Origin of the sequence: Peribacillus sp. FSL E2-0159, from assembly GCF_038643155.1 — a bacterium.
Taxonomy (GTDB): domain Bacteria; phylum Bacillota; class Bacilli; order Bacillales; family DSM-1321; genus Peribacillus; species Peribacillus simplex.
This window is the reverse complement of sequence record NZ_CP152053.1, coordinates 95331-119999: the sequence shown is the minus strand read 5'-3', so window position 1 is coordinate 119999 and position 24669 is coordinate 95331. Positions and strand designations below refer to the sequence as shown.

Annotated in this window: 20 protein-coding genes, 9 tRNA genes, 4 rRNA genes and 1 other annotated feature; all 33 genes read right to left on the bottom strand. The window is 43.9% G+C overall.

Annotated elements, in window-relative coordinates:
* Positions 1-104: 104 nt before the first annotated feature.
* Positions 105-530 (bottom strand): 50S ribosomal protein L11, encoded by a 426-nt coding sequence (rplK, locus tag NYE63_RS00640; protein ID WP_063235791.1) that lies wholly within the window; start codon positions 528-530, stop codon positions 105-107.
* A 174-nt stretch (positions 531-704) separates the two neighbouring features.
* Positions 705-1238, bottom strand: coding sequence for a transcription termination/antitermination protein NusG (gene nusG / locus NYE63_RS00635; RefSeq protein WP_063235790.1), 534 nt, complete (start codon positions 1236-1238; stop codon positions 705-707).
* Positions 1239-1495: 257 nt separating this feature from the next.
* Positions 1496-1678: a preprotein translocase subunit SecE gene (gene secE / locus NYE63_RS00630; protein ID WP_214751063.1), complete on the bottom strand. Its 183-nt coding sequence runs from the start codon at positions 1676-1678 to the stop codon at positions 1496-1498.
* Between the two features lie 51 nt (positions 1679-1729).
* Entirely contained in the window at positions 1730-1879 is a 150-nt protein-coding gene (gene rpmG, locus NYE63_RS00625) for a 50S ribosomal protein L33 (RefSeq protein WP_101225867.1), read from the bottom strand.
* A 203-nt stretch (positions 1880-2082) separates the two neighbouring features.
* Complete coding sequence (sigH, locus tag NYE63_RS00620; RefSeq protein ID WP_094246690.1) at positions 2083-2715, bottom strand: RNA polymerase sporulation sigma factor SigH; 633 nt, start codon at positions 2713-2715, stop codon at positions 2083-2085.
* A gap of 85 nt (positions 2716-2800) precedes the next feature.
* The gene (locus NYE63_RS00615; protein WP_144480974.1) at positions 2801-3310 is read right to left on the bottom strand and encodes an NYN domain-containing protein; all 510 of its coding nucleotides are present in this window, start codon (positions 3308-3310) and stop codon (positions 2801-2803) included.
* 4 nt (positions 3311-3314) lie between these two features.
* Positions 3315-4058, bottom strand: coding sequence for a 23S rRNA (guanosine(2251)-2'-O)-methyltransferase RlmB (gene rlmB / locus NYE63_RS00610; RefSeq protein ID WP_063235788.1), 744 nt, complete (start codon positions 4056-4058; stop codon positions 3315-3317).
* Complete coding sequence (locus NYE63_RS00605) at positions 4055-4477, bottom strand: Mini-ribonuclease 3 (protein ID WP_034305071.1); 423 nt, start codon at positions 4475-4477, stop codon at positions 4055-4057. The genes rlmB and NYE63_RS00605 overlap by 4 nt, the downstream gene beginning before the upstream one ends.
* A 3-nt stretch (positions 4478-4480) precedes the next feature.
* Positions 4481-5878 (bottom strand): cysteine--tRNA ligase, encoded by a 1398-nt coding sequence (gene cysS / locus NYE63_RS00600; RefSeq protein WP_342603732.1) that lies wholly within the window; start codon positions 5876-5878, stop codon positions 4481-4483.
* Position 5879: 1 nt separating this feature from the next.
* Positions 5880-6530 carry a serine O-acetyltransferase gene (gene cysE / locus NYE63_RS00595; protein WP_342603731.1) on the bottom strand — a complete coding sequence of 217 codons (651 nt, stop codon included), beginning with the start codon at positions 6528-6530 and terminating at the stop codon, positions 5880-5882.
* Between the two features lie 84 nt (positions 6531-6614).
* Positions 6615-6863 (bottom strand) — a binding site (T-box leader).
* A 42-nt stretch (positions 6864-6905) separates the two neighbouring features.
* Positions 6906-8363, bottom strand: coding sequence for a glutamate--tRNA ligase (gltX, locus tag NYE63_RS00590; RefSeq protein WP_342603730.1), 1458 nt, complete (start codon positions 8361-8363; stop codon positions 6906-6908).
* A gap of 90 nt (positions 8364-8453) precedes the next feature.
* Positions 8454-8933: a 2-C-methyl-D-erythritol 2,4-cyclodiphosphate synthase gene (gene ispF / locus NYE63_RS00585; RefSeq protein WP_342603729.1), complete on the bottom strand. Its 480-nt coding sequence runs from the start codon at positions 8931-8933 to the stop codon at positions 8454-8456.
* A gap of 14 nt (positions 8934-8947) precedes the next feature.
* Positions 8948-9634 carry a 2-C-methyl-D-erythritol 4-phosphate cytidylyltransferase gene (ispD, locus tag NYE63_RS00580; RefSeq protein WP_342603728.1) on the bottom strand — a complete coding sequence of 229 codons (687 nt, stop codon included), beginning with the start codon at positions 9632-9634 and terminating at the stop codon, positions 8948-8950.
* A 21-nt stretch (positions 9635-9655) separates the two neighbouring features.
* Entirely contained in the window at positions 9656-10753 is a 1098-nt protein-coding gene (locus NYE63_RS00575; protein WP_063235781.1) for a PIN/TRAM domain-containing protein, read from the bottom strand.
* Positions 10754-10979: 226 nt separating this feature from the next.
* Entirely contained in the window at positions 10980-12053 is a 1074-nt protein-coding gene (disA, locus tag NYE63_RS00570) for a DNA integrity scanning diadenylate cyclase DisA (RefSeq protein WP_063235780.1), read from the bottom strand.
* Positions 12054-12055: 2 nt separating this feature from the next.
* Entirely contained in the window at positions 12056-13444 is a 1389-nt protein-coding gene (gene radA, locus NYE63_RS00565; RefSeq protein WP_342603727.1) for a DNA repair protein RadA, read from the bottom strand.
* Between the two features lie 198 nt (positions 13445-13642).
* Positions 13643-16084 (bottom strand): ATP-dependent protease ATP-binding subunit ClpC, encoded by a 2442-nt coding sequence (gene clpC / locus NYE63_RS00560; protein WP_063235778.1) that lies wholly within the window; start codon positions 16082-16084, stop codon positions 13643-13645.
* Between the two features lie 130 nt (positions 16085-16214).
* On the bottom strand, positions 16215-17291 hold the full coding sequence (locus NYE63_RS00555; RefSeq protein WP_342603726.1) for a protein arginine kinase: 1077 nt from the start codon (positions 17289-17291) through the stop codon (positions 16215-16217).
* Positions 17288-17839: a UvrB/UvrC motif-containing protein gene (locus NYE63_RS00550; protein WP_342603725.1), complete on the bottom strand. Its 552-nt coding sequence runs from the start codon at positions 17837-17839 to the stop codon at positions 17288-17290. The genes NYE63_RS00555 and NYE63_RS00550 overlap by 4 nt, the downstream gene beginning before the upstream one ends.
* A 21-nt stretch (positions 17840-17860) precedes the next feature.
* A complete protein-coding gene (locus NYE63_RS00545) occupies positions 17861-18322 on the bottom strand; it encodes a CtsR family transcriptional regulator (protein WP_098373579.1) in 462 nt (153 codons plus the stop codon).
* A gap of 360 nt (positions 18323-18682) precedes the next feature.
* A 5S ribosomal RNA gene (gene rrf / locus NYE63_RS00540) occupies positions 18683-18798 on the bottom strand.
* Positions 18799-18861: 63 nt separating this feature from the next.
* Positions 18862-21794 (bottom strand): 23S ribosomal RNA (locus NYE63_RS00535).
* 176 nt (positions 21795-21970) lie between these two features.
* Positions 21971-23521 (bottom strand): 16S ribosomal RNA (locus tag NYE63_RS00530).
* Positions 23522-23679: 158 nt separating this feature from the next.
* Positions 23680-23755 (bottom strand) — tRNA-Ala (locus NYE63_RS00525).
* 10 nt (positions 23756-23765) lie between these two features.
* Positions 23766-23842 (bottom strand) — tRNA-Pro (locus NYE63_RS00520).
* Between the two features lie 8 nt (positions 23843-23850).
* Positions 23851-23927, bottom strand: a tRNA-Arg gene (locus NYE63_RS00515).
* A 9-nt stretch (positions 23928-23936) separates the two neighbouring features.
* Positions 23937-24025, bottom strand: a tRNA-Leu gene (locus NYE63_RS00510).
* A 12-nt stretch (positions 24026-24037) separates the two neighbouring features.
* Positions 24038-24112, bottom strand: a tRNA-Gly gene (locus NYE63_RS00505).
* 5 nt (positions 24113-24117) lie between these two features.
* Positions 24118-24199 (bottom strand) — tRNA-Leu (locus NYE63_RS00500).
* Positions 24200-24208: 9 nt separating this feature from the next.
* A tRNA-Lys gene (locus NYE63_RS00495) sits at positions 24209-24284 on the bottom strand.
* A gap of 42 nt (positions 24285-24326) precedes the next feature.
* A tRNA-Thr gene (locus NYE63_RS00490) sits at positions 24327-24402 on the bottom strand.
* 11 nt (positions 24403-24413) lie between these two features.
* A tRNA-Val gene (locus NYE63_RS00485) sits at positions 24414-24489 on the bottom strand.
* A 10-nt stretch (positions 24490-24499) separates the two neighbouring features.
* A 5S ribosomal RNA gene (rrf, locus tag NYE63_RS00480) occupies positions 24500-24615 on the bottom strand.
* Together the 16S, 23S and 5S rRNA genes with 9 tRNA genes alongside form the textbook arrangement of a ribosomal RNA operon.
* Positions 24616-24669: the final 54 nt, after the last annotated feature.

Below are 24669 nucleotides of genomic sequence, written 5' to 3'. Positions count from 1 at the left end.
GATATAAATCCTCCTAAATTGTGGTTTTAACGGAATGACCTCCCACGAATAAAGGTTGCGAGTATCAATCGCAACCCCGTAGAAACAAATAGCAATTACATGGATTAGTCTTCGATGACAATACCCATGCTGCGAGCAGTACCTTCAACCATACGCATTGCAGCTTCAACGCTTGCAGCGTTTAGGTCAGGCATTTTAGTTTCAGCAATCTCGCGCACTTGATCACGCTTGACTGTAGCAACTTTTTTACGGTTAGGTTCACCAGAACCAGACTCGATACCAGCTACTTTCTTAAGCAATACTGCAGCCGGTGGAGTTTTTGTAATGAATGTAAATGAACGGTCTTCAAATACCGTGATTTCAACAGGAATAATTAGACCAGCTTGATCTGCTGTACGAGCGTTGAACTCCTTACAGAATCCCATGATGTTTACACCAGCTTGACCTAATGCAGGACCGACCGGCGGTGCAGGATTCGCTTTACCAGCAGGAATTTGCAATTTAACCATTTTAATTACTTTTTTAGCCACGAGACACACCTCCTTATAAGTCCGTGATGTGGTAATAGGGTAATACCCTCCCACTCATCTTGAATTCTTTATATATTAATAAAGAATGCTTGTATCGTTGAGGCCTAAAAATTGAAACATACTGACCTTTGAAATTTTACCACTTTCAAAAGGTAATTTCAAGTTTTTTTCCGTTTATAATTTTTCCACTTGATTAAAATCAAGTTCAACCGGTGTATCACGGCCGAACATATTGACTAGAACCCTTACTTTCCCTTTGTCTTTATCAAGTTCTTCAATCGGCCCTGCAAAGGTTGCAAATGGTCCTTCTTTAACTTGAACCGTATCACCGAGTTCAAAATCAACTTCGATTTTACTTTCATCTACGCCCATTCGTTTAAGAACGACTTCAATTTCTTCCGGCAGCAATGCAGTCGGCTTTGACCCAGCTCCAGATGAACCTACGAAGCCTGTTACGCCAGGCGTATTCCGGACAACATACCATGAATCATCCGTCATGATGATCTCAACCAATACATAACCTGGAAATACTTTCTTTTTGGTCACTTTCTTTTTGCCATCTTTCACTTCTGTTTCTTCTTCTTCTGGAACTACAACGCGAAAGATCTTGTCTTCCATCCCCATAGTTTCAACACGTTTTTCCAAGTTAGCCTTAACTTTGTTCTCATAACCTGAATAGGTGTGAACTACATACCAATTCTTTTCCATGTGTTAGGACTTTAACGTCCTTCCCTCCCTGCAATCAATCATTTTCTTTATTAATCTTTATCTTTGAACGTTTTAGCCAAAAAACCATACCGGCGTCATCCCGACTTAACTAGAATATATTGTGATGATTCATATTACAGCAGTGCTTGATTTTGATCTTCTTCACTTCTTAAAAAAGACAAATTAAAAAACCCGTTTCCGGGCTTTTCTGCTGACACATATTATTCTATCACTATTATACCTTATTTTCGAATCTCTTATTCAATAACTAAGCGAATTAATTCGGAAATGCCCAAATCGACCACTGTAAAGAATAAAGCCATAAATAATACAGTCGTTACTACCACGATTGTATATTTGGTAAGCTCCTTGCGTTTCGGCCAGCTTACCTTTTGCATTTCGCGAGCTACTCCGCTGAAAAATTCGGTAAAACGTTTCATGAATGTATCCTCCAAGCATTAGAAGCTTCTGTCAATCTATTTATAAAACCGTTATTTCGTTTCTTTATGAATCGAGTGTGAGTTACATGTACTGCAAAATTTCTTGATTTCCAGTCGTTCGCCGCTTGTCGATTGTTTGCTCTCATAACTATAATTCCTTGTACCGCAATCAGTGCAGGCAAGAACTATTTTTTTTCGCATTAGATACACCTATCCTATCTACTATATCCATAAAACCTTATCACGACTGTTTTTTATTGTCAATATCAAAGCGGGTTTAGCCCATTATGGACACCGGAAATCAAAACATCGGTTTACTTAACATCCATTAAAAAATCTTAGTGAAAAAATAAACTTCCATGTGGAGAAGGGACAGATGAAATTAAGCGGAAAAAGCGGAGGGATTATAAACTGATTTCCCTTACTTCCAGATAGCGCTCGAGCTTTCTTTTCACCCGCTGAAGGGCGTTGTCGATTGACTTAACATGTCGGTTCAACTCTTCCGAAATTTCTTGGTAGGTTTGTCCATCCAGGTAAAGAGCTAACACTTTTCTCTCAAGATCACTCAGGAGCTCGGCCATCTTTAATTCGATATCGTCAAACTCTTCTTGGTTGATGATTAGTTCTTCCGGGTCCAAAACTTTCGTACCCGATATAATATCCATTAGAGTTCGGTCCGATTCCTCATCATAAATGGGCTTGTCCAGGGAAACATAGGAATTGAGCGGAATATGTTTTTGACGTGTTGCTGTTTTGATAGCTGTAATGATCTGCCTTGTAATGCATAGTTCTGCAAATGCTTTAAAAGAAGATAACTTATCCCCTTTAAAATCACGGACTGCTTTATATAAACCAATCATACCTTCTTGCACGATGTCTTCCTTATCGGCACCAATCAAGAAATAAGTCCTTGCCTTCGCTCTTACAAAATTACGATACTTTTGGATCAAATAATCCAGCGCTTCACTGTCTCCAGTGTGCACCAACCCTATCAATTCATCATCCTCAAACTGCAGATACTTTTCGTTCAGCTTCATTCCGAATTTGAGACCCACATTATATCCCCCTGACCTGACTCAGATAGAAATATTATACAGCAGGTAAATTTTACCCGTCAATGGTTCAAATTTTACCTCGACGCCATTTTTCAAAAATTTCTGCCACTTCTTCACTTAAAGGAATTTTAGCCACGGGTCTTATCGTCGTTGTTTTTCTTACATCTTTCTTGATTTCGCCTTGAATTTCTTCCATTTCAATAAGCAGTTCACGAGCGGATTTCCTTAGGGCCCCTTGGCCAAAGATCACCCACTGTTCCGTGAAGTCGGAAGTTGCCACTTGAATTTGCGTTTTGACATTATTCAGTTCAATGGCCATCTTTTCTATTCTTTCATCCGCAGTTTCATTTTCTTTTGTAAAAATTACATCAACATTGTGATTTTTGAATATGCGGGCAATTCCCTGAACATATTGAGCGTCAAATACGACAATTACACGGTATCCGGTAAATGCTTGATATTCCGCCATCATTTCTATCAATCGATCTCTTGCAGCAGCAAGATCCCGTTCTTTTAATTCTCTCAGTTCCGGCCAAGCTCCAATAATGTTATAACCGTCCACCAACAGAATATTCATTGCATCATTGCCCTAGGGGATTTCTTTTTCTATAAACCTCATACATCAATAAACCGGCTGCTACCGATGCATTTAACGAAGTTACTTGTCCTGCCATAGGGAGACGGATGAGAAAATCACATTTATCCTTCATTAACCGGGCCATGCCTTTTCCTTCGCTGCCGATAACAAGTCCGATAGGCATCTTTCCATCCATGTTACGGTAATCATCGCTGCCTTTCGCATCGGTACCGACTATCCATACCCCACGCTCTTTCAACTCTTCCACTGCTCTTGCCAAATTTGTAACGCGAGCTACCGGAATATATTCGATTGCACCCGTCGAAGCTTTTGCCACTGTTGCCGTCAAGCCCACCGCTCTTCTTTTTGGAATGATGATTCCATGGGCCCCGACTGCATCAGCCGTCCTCATGATCGAACCTAAATTATGCGGATCTTCAACTTCATCAAGGATCATGAAAAAAGGTGCTTCGTCCCGTTCAGCCGCTTTTGCGAATAAGTCATCCAATTCCACATATTCATATGCAGCCACTTGTGCGATAACGCCTTGATGGATGCCTTCTGCCATTTGGTCAATTTTTTTCTTCGGTACGATTTGCACGAATACCTTCTTTTCCTTCGCCAGACCGATGAGTGGTTGCATCGAGCCTTTTTGCGAGCCCTCGGCTATCCAAATTTTATTAATATCCCGTTCGGAGCGAAGTGCTTCCAATACGGGGTTTCTGCCAATGATATATTCTTCGCTCATGGGTTACTCCCCTTTTCTTCTTCAATGTATTCAATGGATTTTTTGATGAGTTCTTCCATTCTTTCTATTCGACCTGATAAATACAAAAATCCCATAAGTGCCTCGAAGGCTGTACTGTAGCGATACGTTTGCACATCTGTATTCTTCGGTACCGTACCGGATTTTGCATTTCGGCCGCGCCGAACGACAGCGGATTCCTCTTCCGATAACCAATCTGACTCCAGGAAAAAGTGGATGATTTTATTTTGCGCTTTAGCAGCTACAAAAGATGTAGCTTTTTTATGAAGTAGATTGGGCTTGACCGCTCCTTTTTGAATGAGGTGATGCCGTATATACGTTTCGTATACAGCATCACCTATATATGCTAAAGCAAGACTGTTCAGCATTTTTGCATCTACCTTACTATCGTAATGAAGCATTAATTACCCTCTTTTCCATCTTGTACCTTGAGGGGTATCCTCTAATATGATATTCATGTTTTTCAAGCGATCACGAATTTCATCAGATAACCCAAAATTGCGGTCTTTCCGCGCTTGAATTCTCTGCTGTATCAACCCTTCGATTTCTTCATCCAATAGCCCCTCTTCTTCAAGGGACAAACCCAGGACAGAAAATAAGTTGTTGAACTGATCAAGGAAAGCATCAATCACTTCCTTGTCTGTGTTTTTCTCCATCAAGTAATAATTTGCCTGTTTGGAAAGTTCAAAGAGTATAGATATTGCATTAGCTGTGTTGAAATCATCGTCCATTTCCTTAATGAACTGTTCATGTAATTCATTCAGCTTCTCCAACCAAACATCATTATTCTCAGTCAATCCGTCACTTACTTGAAGGCGATGCTTTAAGTTTTGATATGATGTCCTTAAGCGATCAAGGGACGCTTTTACATTTTCAAGCACTTCTTCACTATAATTGATGGGATGACGGTAATGTACAGATAACATAAAGAAGCGTAACACTTGTGGATCATGCTTCTGAATGATGTCATGCACAAGGACGAAATTGCCTAAGGACTTAGACATTTTTTCATTCTCAATATTTATATACCCATTATGCATCCAATAATTCGCAAACGTCTTACCCGTCAATGCTTCGGATTGTGCAATTTCATTTTCATGATGCGGGAAAGCAAGATCTTGACCTCCTGCATGAATATCGATTGTATCGCCCAAATACTTTTTGACCATTGCGGAGCATTCGATATGCCAGCCAGGACGCCCCTTCCCCCATGGGCTCTCCCAAGATATTTCATCATCCTTGGCCGTTTTCCAAAGGGCAAAATCAAGGGCATCTTGTTTTTTCTCCCCTATTTCAATACGTGCCCCCACTCGCAGCTCATCGATGGACTGATGTGAAAGTTTTCCATACCCTTCAAACTTACGAGTGCGGTAATACACATCCCCTTCAGATTCATAAGCGAATCCTTTCTCAATTAATGCCGAGATGAATTCAATGATTGCATCCATGTTCTCCATTACGGTTGGGTGAGCATCCGCTTTTTTGCAGCCCAATGCTGACACATCTTCAAAATAAGCCTTGATGAAACGCTCTGATATGGTAGGGACATCTTCCCCCAATTCTTTTGCCGCACGAATCAGCTTATCATCCACATCCGTAAAGTTCGAAACGAATTGCACATCATATCCACGGTAATCCAAATACCTACGAACGGCATCGAATACGATTGCTGGTCTTGCATTACCAATATGAATGTAATTATAGACAGTTGGTCCGCATACGTACATCTTCACCTTTCCCTCTTCAATCGGGACGAAGGTTTCCTTTTTTCTTGTTGCTGTGTTATATATTTTAATCGCCATATTATAGACTCCTTTCTTCCTGCTTCTGTTCAGCCAACTTCGCTCTTAAGGCCCTGATTTCACTATCCAATTCCTTAAAGCGATCAGCGATTGGATCAGGAAGATCTGAATGATTTAGGTCTTTGTTGATTTTGATACCATCTTGAATGACCACTTTTCCTGGAATGCCCACCACTGTAGAATTAGGCGGCACTTCCTTTAAAACGACCGATCCTGCACCGATTTTTGAGTTTTCCCCAACAGTGATGGAACCCAGCACTTTTGCTCCTGTAGCAATCAGCACATGATCCTTAATCGTAGGATGTCGTTTTCCCTTTTCCTTTCCTGTCCCTCCAAGGGTTACACCTTGAAAGACGGATACATTGTCGCCAATCTCACAAGTTTCGCCAATGACGATCCCCATTCCATGGTCAATGAAGAAACGACGGCCAATGGTAGCCCCTGGATGAATTTCAATTCCGGTAAAAAACCGACTGATTTGAGATATACTTCTTGCCAGGAAAAAGAATTTCTTCTTAAATAGTGCGTGAGCCATCCTATGACTCCAAATTGCATGTAAACCCGCGTACGTCAATATGACTTCCAAATAGCTGCGCGCAGCAGGATCTTGATCAAAAACCACTTCGATATCCTCTTTAAACATCTTTAACAAAATGATTCCCCCTATGTTCCGTCCTTTTCCAACATCCCCTTTTGAAGCTTTTAAAGCATATAAAAAAGCGTCTCTGTCCAAATAGACAGAGACGCTTAAAGCGCGGTTCCACTCTGTTTGGAATGTACGAATCAGGTAAAGCTTTCTCCTGTTTTTTCATCCCCAACTTTAATCCCTGTAACGGAGGACATTCCGCCTGTGCCTACTATAGGTTAGTTCAGCAAAGGACTCAGGGGTGCATTTCAGAAAACGAGAGGCTTGAACCACTTTCAGCAGGTTATGGTTCTCTCTAAAAAGCTTCGTTTACTTACTTCTCCCCATCTACGCGTTCTTTTGTAAGATTATTAAATACTATATTACATTTTCGACAAATTGTTAATATAAAATACTCTGAATACGCTGTTTAATTTTTTCTTTCCCCAGTAATGAAATCGCCTTAGGCAAGTCAGGACCATGTGTTTGACCCGTAACGGCCGCCCTTATCGGCATAAATAATTTTTTACCTTTATGACCTGTGCTTTTTTGTACGGCTTTAATCGATTTCTTGATTTCATCCGCGTTAAATTCTTCAAGCCCTTCGATCTCCTGAAGGAAAGCTTTCATGACTTCAGGTACCTGTTCTTCAGCCAGTACTTCCTTAGCTTCTTCCTCGAACACGACCTCATCCTTGAAAAACAGTTCAGATAGCTTAACTATTTCCGCTCCATAGCTCATCTGCTCTTGAAAAAGGGAAACTAGCCCATGTACCCACTCTTCTTCTTCGGCAGTCATTGTCCCTGAAACCTTCCCGGCTTTAATTAAGTGCGGCATTGACAATTCCACTGCACGATTTCCGTCCAATTGCTTCACATATTGGTTATTCATCCATGTAAGCTTTTGTTTATCGAAAAGTGCAGGGGATTTAGACAACCGATCAGCATCGAAAAGATTAATGAATTCTTCCTTCGTGAAAATCTCTTCTTCCCCGACCGGAGACCATCCTAGTAATGTAATGAAATTGAATAAAGCTTCAGGTACATAACCAAGCTCTTCATATTGCTCAATGAATTGAATGATCGACTCATCACGTTTACTCAGTTTCTTCCTGCTTTCGTTTACAATCAGCGTCATATGTCCGAATACCGGCGGTTCCCAGCCGAAAGCTTCATAAATCATCAATTGTTTTGGAGTATTGGAGATATGATCATCACCGCGAAGGACATGGGAAATCTTCATCAAGTGATCATCGACGGCCACTGCAAAGTTATAGGTTGGAATGCCATCTTTTTTAACGATGACAAAATCACCAAAGCCATCTGTTTCAAACGAAACCTCATCCTTAACCATATCTTTGAAAGTAAGGACCTTCCCAGCCGGAACGGCAAAGCGAATGCTCGGTTTTCTTCCTTGAGCCACTAGTTTCGCTTGCTCTTCTTCAGTTAAATGCTTGCACTTCCCTGAATATTTTGGCGTTTCATTCCGTTCGACCTGTCCTTCACGCTCTGCTTCAAGCTCCTCTTCCGTACAATAGCATTTATATGCCAAACCCTTATCTGAAAGCTCTTGATACAATTCCTGATAAAGGTCGTTCCTTTCGGATTGACGATATGGCCCGTATTCACCGCCAACATCAACACCTTCATCCCAATCCATACCAAGCCATTTCAAATATTTAAGCTGACTTTCTTCTCCGCCTTCAATATTTCTCTTTTGGTCGGTATCTTCAATACGGATGATGAATTTCCCGCCTTTATTTCGTGCGTATAAATAATTAAATAAAGCAGTCCGTGCATTACCAATATGTAAATGTCCAGTCGGACTCGGTGCATAGCGAACTCGAATATCGCTGCTCATGATATATATAGACCTCCCAGTCGTTCTATTCTATTGTATATATTATCATTTAAATACATTGGGATAAAGGCATCAACTCTAAAAATGAATTTAGTTTGATTTAACCAATAAGACCACAGCCTGTGCTGCGATTCCTTCGCTCCTGCCTGTAAATCCAAGTTTCTCGGTAGTGGTCGCCTTTACATTAATTCTGTCTATCGACGCATCTAAAAGTTCAGCAATCCTGCCTCGCATTTCCTCAATATACGGTGCCATTTTCGGGCTTTGTGCAATGATTGTACAGTCCGCATTGCCTAGGGTATATCCTTCTTTTTTTACAATCGCCCAAATATACTGCAGCAGTTTTGCCGAATCGGCATCTTTAAATTCAGGATCGGTATCCGGAAAATGCTTACCGATATCCCCTGCACCAATTGCCCCCAAGCAGGCATCAGCAACAGTATGCAGAAGGACATCCGCATCCGAATGCCCTAGCAAACCTTTCTCATACGGAATCGTAATCCCGCCAATAATCAAAGGTCTGCCCTCCACAAGCTGATGAACGTCATATCCTTGTCCTATTCTAAACATATCATTCTCCCCAATCATCGTTTTCCATGTTGTTTATGTAAAATCGCTTCTGCAAAATATAGGTCTTCCTGAGTCGTAATTTTAATATTATCATAATTGCCCTCAATAATAACTACCTGTTCATTGATCCGCTCTAGCAAACTTGCATCATCCGTCCCTAAAAACGCTTCCGCTTCTGCCTGTTCATATGCCCTTTTTAATATGGATACACGAAAAGCTTGTGGAGTTTGTACCGCCCACAAGCTTGATCGTTCCACTGTTTCCACTACCTTTTTGTTTGCTGCTTTTTTAATCGTATCCTTTACGGGGACTGCAATTACGGCACCGCCATGAAGGGAGGCGGCAGTAGTCAATTCACTGATTTGCCCCAGATTGATAAAAGGGCGGGCACCGTCGTGGACCAGGATGATTTCTTCTCCTGCATGTTGCAGTCCATTATGAACGCTTTGTTGGCGCTCCTTGCCACCCATGACCAGCTTCTTGACCTTTTTAAGCCCATACGCTGCTATCAATTGACTGAAATAAGCCTTTTCTGCCGGGTTTATCGAAAGGATAATCCCCCGACAGTCAGGATCTTCTTCGAAGACACGCAGTGTATAAACAATAATCGGGATACCCGATAGTTCAATAAAAAGTTTATTCTTGCCCGCCTTCATTCTTTTGCCTTGTCCAGCTGCAGGTATCACTACTTCATAAAACATAACGGTTTCTCCTACTCTTCTTTATAATGCTTTTTCTAATAGTTTCGGTTTAGCGAATATCATACGGCCTGCAGATGTTTGCAATACACTTGTGACAAGTACATCGATGCGTTTCCCGATATGGTCACGGCCACCCTCGACAACGATCATCGTGCCATCGTCTAAATATGCGATGCCCTGGTTCTGCTCTTTCCCATCCTTGATGACCTGAACATTCATCTCTTCCCCAGGAAGTACAACAGGTTTAACGGCATTGGCCAGGTCATTGATATTAAGGACCGCCACATTTTGAAACTCGCATACTTTGTTTAAATTGAAATCATTGGTAACGACCATTCCGCCCGATATTTTGGCAAGCTTCACCAGTTTACTGTCCACTTCCTGAATGTCTTCAAAATCCCCTTCGTACATCTCCACTTTAATCGGAAGGTCTTTTTGAATCCGATTCAAGATATCCAAACCACGTCTTCCACGATTCCTTTTCAATGCATCAGATGAATCGGCAATGTGCTGCAGTTCGTTTAATACGAATTGAGGAATGACTATGGTACCCTCAAGAAAGCCTGTCTGACAGATATCCGCAATTCTACCGTCAATGATGACGCTTGTATCGAGAATCTTCAACCGCTTGCTATACCCCTCTTCATCCTCTTCGCTTGCTTCACCGTCAGTATTCTTTTTCTTATTGCTTTTCGTGAATAAATTCAATAGTTCATCACGTTTTTTAAAGCCCACCTGGAAACCAAGATAACCAAATAAAAGCGTAAGGATGATAGGAACCACTGTATTTAAAATAGGAACCTTGATGGCACTAAAGGCGGAGCCAACCAAGAACGCCGCAAGCAGTCCCACTAAAAGACCGACGCTGCCAAAGATTATATCCGTACTTGGTATCTTTACAAGCTGTTCCTCCAGCCACTTCATAAAATAGATCACATGATCTACTGCCCAAAAAGTAATAAGATAAAAGATAATGGCACCCAACAGTACACTTACATAAGGATTGTTTATTAAAGCAATATCGTCTGCATGTAAAACAATTAATAATTCTGGAATAAGTAACATACCAAGTGTTCCGCCGACTATTAAGAAGCATGCTTGTATAATGCGTTTTAACATCCCTTTCACCTCCCTCTACTCATTATTGACCAATAAAATAAAATGAAACCTTCGAAAATTTGTTTTCATTATATACGTTAAATTCACTTAAGGAATTAGTGGATTTACAAATATGAATTCTTCTCTTTTTCGTAATATTAGCCTAGCACCCTGAGTTTTGAGTGTCAAAAATAAACACCAATCAATTTCAGGCTAATTCAGGAAAATTTTGAAGGTCAGCTGCACCTTACATCCTTCTATTTGTGACCAGCTGATTTTTTAAAATGCGGAGTCCTTCTTTGATTTTATTGGCCCGGACTTCGCCTATACCCTCCACATCGTCTAGGTTCTCAACCGTTGCTTTATTGACTTCACTAAAGCTTCCGAACTGTTTCACTAAATTTTCGATGATCAAACCCGGCAAGCGTGGGATTTTATGAAGAATACGGTAACCACGGGGATGTACTGACTCATCAAGATGTATGTATCCATGATAGCCCAGCACCTTTAGAAGAATGCTTTCATCCAGTTTTTCCTGCATGGCCAACTCTTGAAGCCTAAAAATGATTTCCTCAGGATTTTCATCATTACTGGAGGTATAATCCTTGATAAGCCATTTTCCTTCCGTTTCAATATCTGCCAGGATTTCATTCATTTGCAAACGGATCAATCTTCCTTCCGTACCAAGCTCATTAAGGTACGTTAATAGCTCCGCCTTGATTCTGAGCACCATTACATAACGGTGAAATACCTGCAAAAGGTCGGCATAGGTCACGATCTCCTCAAACTCGAGCGCTCCTAAAACCGATATGCTCTGCTGCAGGACCACCTTGTATTTTTCCAAGGTCTGGATGGCTAAATTAGCCTTAGCAAGTATGACTCCTATATCTTTAAGGGCATACCGGAAATTGCCTTGATATAAAGTGATGACATTCCGGCGTTGTGAAATTGCAACGACCAACGACTTGGTCTCCCTTGCCACACGTTCCGCTGTCCTATGACGCATTCCCGTTTCAGTGGAAGGTGTACTATTATCCGGCACTAATTGGGCATTTGCGAAAATGATTTTATCGGCAGTTTCATTTAAAATGATGGCCCCGTCCATCTTCGCCAACTCATATAATGTGCTTGGGGTACAGTTGCAGTTGATTTCGAAGCCGCCATCTACGATCGTTCGCACCTTCTCGTTATATCCGACGACTATCAAACCACCTGTATTTGCCCTCAGGACATTTTCAATACCCTCCCGAAGCGGGGTACCCGGAGCTACAATTTGCAGAATTTCCAATTTTGTTTTCTCATACCCTTTTTTATCTGTCATACTTAACCCCCTAACGTTTGTTTAAGAGCCTCCGAAACCGATGAAACACCAACGATCTTAATACCTTTCGGCGCGGTCCATCCTCCTATATTATTAGCCGGTATTATAACCCGCTCAAACCCTAACTTCGCTGCTTCCTGCACCCTTTGTTCAATTCGTGAAACCCTTCTTACTTCCCCAGTCAGCCCCACTTCACCAATGATGCAATCGGTAGGGTTTGTTGGTTTATCACGGAAGCTTGATGCAATGCTTATTGCAACAGCGAGGTCAATTGCCGGTTCATCCAGCTTGACGCCACCAGCAACCTTTAAATACGCATCTTGGTTTTGGAGCAGCAATCCAACTCTCTTTTCCAGAACAGCCATTAAAAGCGAAACTCGATTGTGGTCAATTCCCGTGGCCATTCGTCTTGGGTTGCCAAAACTCGTTGGTGAAATCAATGCTTGAATTTCTACAAGCACTGGCCTTGTGCCCTCCATGGATGCGACGACTGTGGAGCCCGAAGCTCCTTGCGACCGTTCTTCAAGGAAAATTTCCGATGGATTCGCGACCTCTTCCAATCCATGTTCTTTCATCTCAAAAATACCCATCTCATTCGTCGAACCAAAGCGATTTTTGACCGCACGTATAATTCGATATGTATGGTGTCTTTCTCCTTCAAAATATAATACGGTGTCAACCATGTGCTCAAGCAGCCGTGGCCCCGCAATGGCCCCTTCCTTTGTAACGTGTCCGACGATAAAAATCGCGATCCCGTTCGTTTTAGCAATGCGCATGAGTGAGGCTGTGCATTCCCTCACTTGTGAAACGCTTCCTGGGGCAGATGTAACCTCTGAATGGTATACCGTTTGAATGGAGTCAATAATGACCAAATCCGGTTTTACCTCTGTAATTGCCTGTTGGATGTAGTCCATATCGGTTTCAGCATAAACGAATAGATTTTCCGACATGGTCCCAAGCCGGTCCGCTCTCAATTTGGTCTGCTTGACTGATTCTTCACCTGATATATAAAGCACTTTTTTCTGTTTATGCGCCAATTGGGATGATACCTGTAAAAGCAGGGTCGACTTACCGATACCCGGGTCCCCACCAATCAATACAAGGGATCCCTGTACGATCCCGCCCCCAAGAGCACGATTCAATTCCATTAAATCCGTCTTAATCCGTGGTTCTTTTTCTGATTGAATAGTCGTTATGGGTGCTGCCTTCTCCCGTTCCCCGGAACCTCTAACCTCTGAATGGGTAAAAGCGCCTTTTCTAGCTGGTTTAACAATTTCGGTTTCCTCGACCATTTTGTTCCATTCACCGCATCCTGGACATTTCCCCATCCATTTCGCGGACTCATAACCACAAGACTGACACATAAATTTCGTTTTCTTCTTTACAGCCATAAATTACTCCTCTTCCTTTGGAAAAAATATCTATATTAAGGATATTATATCTCTGTTTTATTTAAACCTTCTTAAGGCTAAGTTTTTTTAAAAAAATATTCACCCTGCTTGTCCCATTTATACTCATATCTACCTATGGATAAAAAACAGAGGTACACTGCAAAAGAATCTGCGTGTACCTCGAAGTTTAGGATCAGGTTATTCACTTACATTAACAGGCTCGCCTTGTCGGATTGCAAACTCATTATTCACGACATCCATTACGACCGTTTGCCCTTTTTTCACGTTGCCCTTAAGCAACTCTTCTGATAGATAATCTTCTACATGCTTCTGAAGCGCCCTGCGGATTGGTCGTGCCCCATATTCCGGATCAAAACCTTCCGTAGCAATTTTTTCTCTAGCCGCATCTGTCAGCTCCAAGTAAATCTCCTGTTCTTTCAAACGGGTAGTAAGCTGATTTGACATTAATGTAACGATTTGTTTCAAATGATCCTTCTCTAATGAGTGGAACACGATAGTTTCATCAATACGATTCAGGAATTCCGGACGGAATGCACGTTTGAGTTCTTCCATCACTTTCCCTTTCATATTTTTATAGTCCTGGCCAGTATCCTGGATGTTAAAGCCGACATACTTATCAGTTTTCAAGGCCGACGCCCCTACATTCGATGTCATAATCAGAATGGTATTCCTGAAATCGACAGTACGCCCCTTGGAATCTGTCAGTCTTCCGTCTTCCAATACTTGAAGAAGAATATTGAAGACATCAGGATGCGCCTTTTCTATTTCATCAAGCAGAACGACGGAGTATGGTTTCCTCCGCACTTTTTCCGTTAACTGACCGCCTTCTTCGTATCCAACATATCCTGGAGGTGATCCAACAAGACGTGAAGTCGAATGTTTCTCCATATATTCGGACATATCGATGCGGATCATGGCATCTTCATCACCAAAAATGGATTCAGCTAAAGCACGGGCTAGCTCGGTTTTACCGACCCCTGTAGGTCCCAAGAAGATGAATGAACCAATTGGACGTTTAGGATCTTTCAAACCTGCCCTTGCACGTCGTACTGCTTTAGAAACCGCAATGACGGCCTCTTCCTGCCCAATAACACGATCATGGAGGATTGACTCCATATTAAGCAGTTTGTCTGACTCTGTTTGCGCCAATTTAGTGACTGGCACTCCCGTCCAGCTGGATACGACGTGTGCAATGTCATCCACAGTCACTTCACTGTTCTCCTGCCCTTGTTTTTCTTTCCAAGTTTTTTTCGTTTCTTCCAATTGTTCTCTTAAGCGTTGTTCTGTATCGCGAAGCGAAGCAGCTTTTTCAAATTCCTGACTCTGAACGGAAGCATCCTTTTCCTTACGAACATCATCTAGCTTCACTTCAAGTTCCTTTAAGTTAGGTGGCGTTGTGTATGAGCGCAGCCTAACCTTGGAACCAGCTTCATCAATCAAGTCAATCGCTTTGTCCGGTAAAAAGCGATCGGAAATATAACGGTCGGATAATTTGACTGCAGCATCAATCGCTTCGTCAGTAATCGATACGCGGTGATGTGCCTCATAACGGTCACGCAGCCCCTTGAGAATTTGGATGGATTCCAAAATAGTCGGCTCATCGACTTGGATTGGCTGGAAACGACGTTCAAGCGCAGCATCCTTTTCAATGTACTTACGGTACTCATCCAAAGTTGTAGCACCGATACATTGTAATTCACCACGGGCCAATGATGGTTTAAGGATATTGGAAGCATCAATGGCACCTTCTGCACCACCTGCACCAATCAATGTATGCAATTCATCAATGAATAAGATGATATTACCCGCCTGACGTATTTCATCCATAACTTTCTTCAATCGGTCCTCAAATTCACCACGGTATTTAGTTCCAGCCACAACAGTACCCATATCAAGTGTCATTACGCGTTTATCACGTAAAATTTCAGGTACCTCATTATTGATAATCTGTTGGGCAAGCCCTTCAGCAATGGCTGTTTTACCTACCCCAGGTTCACCGATTAATACTGGGTTATTTTTTGTACGACGGCTTAATACCTCAATGACACGCTGTATTTCCTTACCTCTTCCGATAACGGGATCCAAGCTTCCTTCCCTGGCAATCGCCGTTAAATCACGGGCTAGGCCATCCAGTGTCGGCGTGCTTGCATTTGAAGCGGCTGAACCTTGATGACCACCTGATTCATTGCTACCCAAAAGTTGTAATACTTGTTGTCGAGCTTTATTTAAACTTACTCCCAGATTATTCAATACGCGGGCAGCTACACCTTCCCCTTCTCGTATAAGACCTAGAAGAACATGCTCTGTTCCAACATATGAGTGCCCTAATTTTCTTGCCTCATCCATGGAAAGCTCAATCACTTTCTTGGCTCTTGGGGTATAATGTATCGTTTGAGCCGTATCCTGTCCGCGGCCAATTAGATTTTCCACTTCTTTCTGAATCTTTTCCGGACCCAATCCAAGAGCATATAACGCTTTAGCTGCAATACCATCACCTTCTCGGACCAGGCCCAGTAAAATATGTTCCGTGCCAATATTATTATGACCTAAACGGATTGCCTCTTCTTGGGCTAATGCTAATACTTTCTGGGCTCTTTCAGTAAAACGACCAAACATCATAGGGAATTCCTCCTTAAGAATTTTCGTTTTGAATAAAGTTGCTGGCAATTCTCTAAGTAATGGCAGAAGCTTCTTCTTGCTCCATATCTATTACATGAAATTTAATACTCCCTAAAGAGGTCAATGACCTCTATGAGGAGGAAGGTTCCGTGAAATTCAAGCGTTCCCGGATGAGTGCTGCTCTACGGATATCCCTTTCATGGGGTCGTAAAGGGCCACCTGCGTACTTTTGTAAAAATCCCGACTGCGTCAAAATCATCAACTCATTTAGAATGCTTTTAGAAATATTTTTTATATACCCAAGATCTATCCCTAACCTAACATCGGAGATACAAGTAGCTGCTTCCTTTGTCTCGATGATACGAGCATTGGACAAAATCCCATATGAACGGAAAATTCTATCTTCTAATTGTATGTGAGAAGTCCTTGCTAATGCATCCCTCGCTGACCGTTCCTGGGCTATGATTTGTTGCACTACACTTGTTAGATCTTCAACGATATCCCTTTCCGACTTTCCAAGAGTAATTTGATTAGAGATTTGAAAAATATTTCCTAACGCTTGACTGCCCTCTCCATAAATCCCTCGAACCACCAACCCCAATTGGTTGATAGCCGGTATGATATTATTCATCTGCTGTGTAAGGACCAGGCCCGGAAGATGCATCATGACTGAAGCCCTTAATCCTGTTCCCACATTAGTCGGACAACTAGTTAGGTAACCTCTTTCTTCATCATATGCATAGTCTATGGATTCTTCAATCCAATCGTCAAGAACATTTGCAATCTTTAAGGTTTCCTTTAGCTGCAATCCCGACATTAAACATTGAATACGGAGATGATCCTCTTCGTTTATCATGATACTTATTTCTTCATTTTCCGAAAGGAGACATGCGCTTTTCGCTGAATCTTCAACCAAATGAGGACTGATTAAATGTTTTTCAACAAGAACACGCTTTTCCAGTGGCTGCAATTGATCAATCTCTAAAAGTTCTAGTTTTCCAATCTCTGGAGTTACTTCCTCTTCGATTCTTTTTTTGACCAATTCAATGATTTTTTTAGCTTCTTCGTTAGAAAAGGAGGTTGGGAAGGTAAAGTCTTTGAAATTCCTGGCCAGCCGAATCCGCGAACTCAATACAATGTCGATTTCCGGCCCTTCGGCACTCATCCAAGAACTCAAGGCGTTTTCTACAAACTTTTCCAAGCTCATAATTCCTCGCCTCCCTCTTGTGCTTCATACCTTTTTTCAAGGGAACGAACCTTATCTCTTACCTCTGCCGCTTTCTCAAACTCCTCTTGATCGATGTGGACCTTTAAAACTTCTTTCAAATCCAAAATTTGCTTTCGAAGATATATGGTGCCACCAATCCTTTTTGGAATTTTCCCTATATGTGCTGTATTGCCGCTATGAACCCTCTTTAAAATGGGATTTAACTGTTCATTGAAGGTCTTATAACATTCGGCACAGCCAAACTTACCAATATGGACAAATTCTTTATAAGATCGATGACAATGTGGGCAACGCCTCTCTTCCGTTTTGGGAAATGCATTTGCCTTTGTCTGTTGAATATTCGACTCCATATTCAACAATCCTGCTAATAAATTATTTATTGAAAAACCAGGTCCACCTGCATCCGTGAACATTTCACCTTTTTCCTGAGCACATTTCTCACAAATCATGACTTCAGTCTTTTTTCCATTGATGATTTTGGTGAAGTGCAGGGTAGCAGGCCTTTGATGACATTCTTGGCAAATCAACGTTCATCACCTCTGCCAGTTTCATTTATATTTTAAAGTCGTAAGCATCGCAGTTAAAATTCTTGCCCTAAGCTCATCGCGGTCAGGTAGGTCGATATATATCACCGATCTATCTATGACGCTCATCATAATCTTTGCTTCTCTTTCATTAATGACGTCTTCATTCATCAGCCTTGAAATTACTCCTTCAGCCATCGATTGAGTTACCCTGGAACCAATAAGCGATAATAATTGGTTGATAAGTTGCACCGAATCCTGTGATTCGACTTTCATGATGCGTATATAACCGCCGCCTCCACGCTTACTCTCTACAACATAACCTCTCTCGATGGTAAACCTGGTATTGATTACGTAATTGATTTGAGAAGGAACACACTGAAATTTATCTGCTATTTCACTTCTTTTAATCTCTAAGATATCTTTTTGACTTATTTCAAGTACTTGCTTCAAATAAGTTTCGATAATATCAGATATGTTTCTCACTCAGCCTCCTCCATTCTGACTTTGACTATATTTGACTATTATTATACAAGGAATAATCCATTTTGCAACTTAAACGCACTTTCTTTCTGTATTATCCATTTTCTCCAAATTATATGTAGTTGCATACCCCATTGAACATTAAAGTTGAAATATCTTACATAAATACCCTAAAACGATAAATGCAAAACCTGATATTCTTTCTTCTCTTAAGGTTTCACCACTTGAATTTTGCCCCATTCCCCCTCATGATATTGTAACCAATTCAAATAAGGCCAGCCCTATGCTGTCCCTGGAAATATAAAGCCTTTTTTAATTACGAACATCAAAAAAGACCAGCCAGAATGGCTGATCTTTGAAATGGCTTGGCGGCGTCCTACTCTCACAGGGGGAAACCCCCAACTACCATCGGCGCTGAAGAGCTTAACTGCCGTGTTCGGAATGGGAACGGGTGTGACCTCTTCGCTATCGCCACCAAACATAAAAGGAACGTTGTTCCTTCAAAACTAGATAATAAGAAGGTATTTCATTTTTTTAAAGCGTTGGTTAAGTCCTCGATCTATTAGTATCAGTCAGCTCCACATGTCGCCACGCTTCCACCTCTGACCTATCAACCTGATCATCTTTCAGGGATCTTACTAGCTTGCGCCATGGGAAATCTCATCTTGAGGGGGGCTTCATGCTTAGATGCTTTCAGCACTTATCCCGTCCGCACGTAGCTACCCAGCTATGCCTTTGGCAAGACAACTGGTACACCAGCGGTGCGTCCATCCCGGTCCTCTCGTACTAAGGACAGCTCCTCTCAAATTTCCTGCGCCCGCGACGGATAGGGACCGAACTGTCTCACGACGTTCTGAACCCAGCTCGCGTACCGCTTTAATGGGCGAACAGCCCAACCCTTGGGACCGACTACAGCCCCAGGATGCGATGAGCCGACATCGAGGTGCCAAACCTCCCCGTCGATGTGGACTCTTGGGGGAGATAAGCCTGTTATCCCCGGGGTAGCTTTTATCCGTTGAGCGATGGCCCTTCCATGCGGAACCACCGGATCACTAAGCCCGACTTTCGTCCCTGCTCGACTTGTAGGTCTCGCAGTCAAGCTCCCTTGTGCCTTTACACTCTACGAATGATTTCCAACCATTCTGAGGGAACCTTTGGGCGCCTCCGTTACTCTTTAGGAGGCGACCGCCCCAGTCAAACTGCCCACCTGACACTGTCTCCCACCCCGATAAGGGGCGCGGGTTAGAATTTCAATACAGCCAGGGTAGTATCCCACCAACGCCTCCACCGAAGCTAGCGCTCCGGCTTCTCAGGCTCCTACCTATCCTGTACAAGCTGTACCAAAATTCAATATCAGGCTGCAGTAAAGCTCCACGGGGTCTTTCCGTCCTGTCGCGGGTAACCTGCATCTTCACAGGTACTATAATTTCACCGAGTCTCTCGTTGAGACAGTGCCCAGATCGTTACACCTTTCGTGCGGGTCGGAACTTACCCGACAAGGAATTTCGCTACCTTAGGACCGTTATAGTTACGGCCGCCGTTTACTGGGGCTTCGGTTCAAAGCTTCGCTTGCGCTAACCTCTCCCCTTAACCTTCCAGCACCGGGCAGGTGTCAGCCCCTATACTTCGCCTTGCGGCTTCGCAGAGACCTGTGTTTTTGCTAAACAGTCGCCTGGGCCTATTCACTGCGGCTTTTCTGGGCTATTCACCCTAAAAAGCACCCCTTCTCCCGAAGTTACGGGGTCATTTTGCCGAGTTCCTTAACGAGAGTTCTCTCGCACACCTTAGGATTCTCTCCTCGCCTACCTGTGTCGGTTTGCGGTACGGGCACCTTACATCTCACTAGAGGCTTTTCTTGGCAGCGTGGAATCAGGAACTTCGGTACTATATTTCCCTCGCCATCACAGCTCCGCCTTAATGGAAACGGGATTTGCCTCGTTTCCGGCCTAACTGCTTGGACGCGCATATCCAACAGCGCGCTTACCCTATCCTTCTGCGTCCCCCCATCGTTCAAACGATGTATAGGTGGTACAGGAATATCAACCTGTTGTCCATCGCCTACGCCTTTCGGCCTCGGCTTAGGTCCCGACTAACCCTGAGCGGACGAGCCTTCCTCAGGAAACCTTAGGCATTCGGTGGAAGGGATTCTCACCCTTCTTTCGCTACTCATACCGGCATTCTCACTTCTAAGCGCTCCACCAGTCCTTCCGGTCTGACTTCAACGCCCTTAGAACGCTCTCCTACCATCGACACCATACGGTGTCAATCCACAGCTTCGGTGATACGTTTAGCCCCGGTACATTTTCGGCGCGGAGTCACTCGACCAGTGAGCTATTACGCACTCTTTAAATGGTGGCTGCTTCTGAGCCAACATCCTGGTTGTCTAAGCAACTCCACATCCTTTTCCACTTAACGTATACTTTGGGACCTTAGCTGGTGGTCTGGGCTGTTTCCCTTTCGACTACGGATCTTATCACTCGCAGTCTGACTCCCAAGAATAAGTATTTGGCATTCGGAGTTTGACTGAATTCGGTAACCCGTTGGGGGCCCCTAGTCCAATCAGTGCTCTACCTCCAATACTCTCATCTTGAGGCTAGCCCTAAAGCTATTTCGGAGAGAACCAGCTATCTCCAGGTTCGATTGGAATTTCTCCGCTACCCACACCTCATCCCCGCACTTTTCAACGTGCGTGGGTTCGGGCCTCCATTCAGTGTTACCTGAACTTCACCCTGGACATGGGTAGATCACCTGGTTTCGGGTCTACGACCTCATACTCATTCGCCCTATTCAGACTCGCTTTCGCTGCGGCTCCGTCTTATCAACTTAACCTCGCATGAAATCGTAACTCGCCGGTTCATTCTACAAAAGGCACGCCATTACCCATTAACGGGCTTTGACTACTTGTAGGCACACGGTTTCAGGATCTATTTCACTCCCCTTCCGGGGTGCTTTTCACCTTTCCCTCACGGTACTGGTTCACTATCGGTCACTAGGGAGTATTTAGCCTTGGGAGATGGTCCTCCCTGCTTCCGACGGGATTTCTCGTGTCCCGCCGTACTCAGGATCCACTCAGGAGGGAACGAAGTTTCAACTACAGGGTTTTTACCTTCTTTGACGGACCTTTCCAGATCACTTCATTTACCCCGTTCCTTTGTAACTCCATGTTGAGTGTCCTACAACCCCAAGAGGCAAGCCTCTTGGTTTGGGCTAATTCCGTTTCGCTCGCCGCTACTCAGGAAATCGCATTTGCTTTCTCTTCCTCCGGGTACTTAGATGTTTCAGTTCCCCGGGTCTGCCTTCAGTACCCTATGTATTCAGGTAAAGATACTGTTCCATTACGAACAGTGGGTTTCCCCATTCGGAAATCTCCGGATCAAAGCTTACTTACAGCTCCCCGAAGCATATCGGTGTTAGTCCCGTCCTTCATCGGCTCCTAGTGCCAAGGCATCCACCGTGCGCCCTTTCTAACTTAACCGTTAAAAAAGATCTTACAGATGCTTTGAAAAAAATTAATTGCCTTCTATCTATTATCTAGTTTTCAAGGAACAAAGCAGAAAGAATCCATCACATCGTGATGTTTGTCTTTCCTATTTGAATGAATTACTCATTCAAAACTGAACAAAACAAAAGCGCTCTCGTAATTATCCTTAGAAAGGAGGTGATCCAGCCGCACCTTCCGATACGGCTACCTTGTTACGACTTCACCCCAATCATCTGTCCCACCTTAGGCGGCTGGCTCCATAAAGGTTACCTCACCGACTTCGGGTGTTACAAACTCTCGTGGTGTGACGGGCGGTGTGTACAAGGCCCGGGAACGTATTCACCGCGGCATGCTGATCCGCGATTACTAGCGATTCCGGCTTCATGTAGGCGAGTTGCAGCCTACAATCCGAACTGAGAATGGCTTTATGGGATTCGCTTACCTTCGCAGGTTTGCAGCCCTTTGTACCATCCATTGTAGCACGTGTGTAGCCCAGGTCATAAGGGGCATGATGATTTGACGTCATCCCCACCTTCCTCCGGTTTGTCACCGGCAGTCACCTTAGAGTGCCCAACTGAATGCTGGCAACTAAGATCAAGGGTTGCGCTCGTTGCGGGACTTAACCCAACATCTCACGACACGAGCTGACGACAACCATGCACCACCTGTCACTCTGTCCCCCGAAGGGGAAAGCCCTATCTCTAGGGTTGTCAGAGGATGTCAAGACCTGGTAAGGTTCTTCGCGTTGCTTCGAATTAAACCACATGCTCCACCGCTTGTGCGGGCCCCCGTCAATTCCTTTGAGTTTCAGCCTTGCGGCCGTACTCCCCAGGCGGAGTGCTTAATGCGTTAGCTGCAGCACTAAAGGGCGGAAACCCTCTAACACTTAGCACTCATCGTTTACGGCGTGGACTACCAGGGTATCTAATCCTGTTTGCTCCCCACGCTTTCGCGCCTCAGTGTCAGTTACAGACCAGAAAGTCGCCTTCGCCACTGGTGTTCCTCCAAATCTCTACGCATTTCACCGCTACACTTGGAATTCCACTTTCCTCTTCTGCACTCAAGTTCCCCAGTTTCCAATGACCCTCCACGGTTGAGCCGTGGGCTTTCACATCAGACTTAAGGAACCACCTGCGCGCGCTTTACGCCCAATAATTCCGGACAACGCTTGCCACCTACGTATTACCGCGGCTGCTGGCACGTAGTTAGCCGTGGCTTTCTGGTTAGGTACCGTCAAGGTACCAGCAGTTACTCTGGTACTTGTTCTTCCCTAACAACAGAACTTTACGACCCGAAGGCCTTCTTCGTTCACGCGGCGTTGCTCCGTCAGACTTTCGTCCATTGCGGAAGATTCCCTACTGCTGCCTCCCGTAGGAGTCTGGGCCGTGTCTCAGTCCCAGTGTGGCCGATCACCCTCTCAGGTCGGCTACGCATCGTCGCCTTGGTGAGCCATTACCTCACCAACTAGCTAATGCGCCGCGGGCCCATCTATAAGTGACAGCGTAAACCGTCTTTCCATCTTCTCTCATGCGAGAAAAGAACGTATCCGGTATTAGCTCCGGTTTCCCGAAGTTATCCCAGTCTTATAGGCAGGTTGCCCACGTGTTACTCACCCGTCCGCCGCTAATCTCAGGGAGCAAGCTCCCATCGATTCGCTCGACTTGCATGTATTAGGCACGCCGCCAGCGTTCGTCCTGAGCCAGGATCAAACTCTCCGAAGAAATGTTTGACTTGCTCATTTGCTTTTTTAATAGTGTGTGCTCACTTAAAATTTAACGTTGGCGCTTTGTTTTGTTCAGTTTTCAAAGAGCAATTTGACTCTTCTTAAAGAATCAACTTTCATATCATAACAAAGCCAAATGGGCTTGTCAAGTTTTTTTGGTGGAGCCTAGCGGGATCGAACCGCTGACCTCCTGCGTGCAAGGCAGGCGCTCTCCCAGCTGAGCTAAGGCCCCAAAAAAATCATGGTCGGGAAGACAGGATTCGAACCTGCGACCCCTTGGTCCCAAACCAAGTGCTCTACCAAGCTGAGCTACTTCCCGAAAAAATATGGTGCGCCCGGCGGGAGTCGAACCTACAACCTTCTGATTCGTAGTCAGATGCTCTATCCAATTGAGCTACGGGCGCATATTAAGATGGTGCCGAGGACCGGAATCGAACCGGTACGGTAGTCACCTACCGCAGGATTTTAAGTCCTGTGCGTCTGCCAGTTCCGCCACCCCGGCATAAATAAATAGTGGAGCGGAAGACGGGATTCGAACCCGCGACCCCAACCTTGGCAAGGTTGTATTCTACCACTGAACTACTTCCGCGAACATGCGGGTGAAGGGACTTGAACCCCCACGCCTTGCGGCGCCAGATCCTAAGTCTGGTGCGTCTGCCAATTCCGCCACACCCGCATAATAAAATGGTGAGCCATGAAGGATTCGAACCTTCGACCCTCTGATTAAAAGTCAGATGCTCTACCAACTGAGCTAATGGCTCATATAAACTATTTATATATGCTATATTAAGCTTGTATGAAAATGGTGCCGGCAAGAGGACTTGAACCCCCAACCTACTGATTACAAGTCAGTTGCTCTACCAGTTGAGCTACACCGGCAAGTGTATAAATGGTGGAGGATGACGGGATCGAACCGCCGACCCTCTGCTTGTAAGGCAGATGCTCTCCCAGCTGAGCTAATCCTCCATATATAAATGCTTGGCGGCGTCCTACTCTCACAGGGGGAAACCCCCAACTACCATCGGCGCTGAAGAGCTTAACTGCCGTGTTCGGAATGGGAACGGGTGTGACCTCTTCGCTATCGCCACCAAACATAAAAGGAACGTTGTTCCTTCAAAACTAGATAATAAGAAGGTATTTCATTTT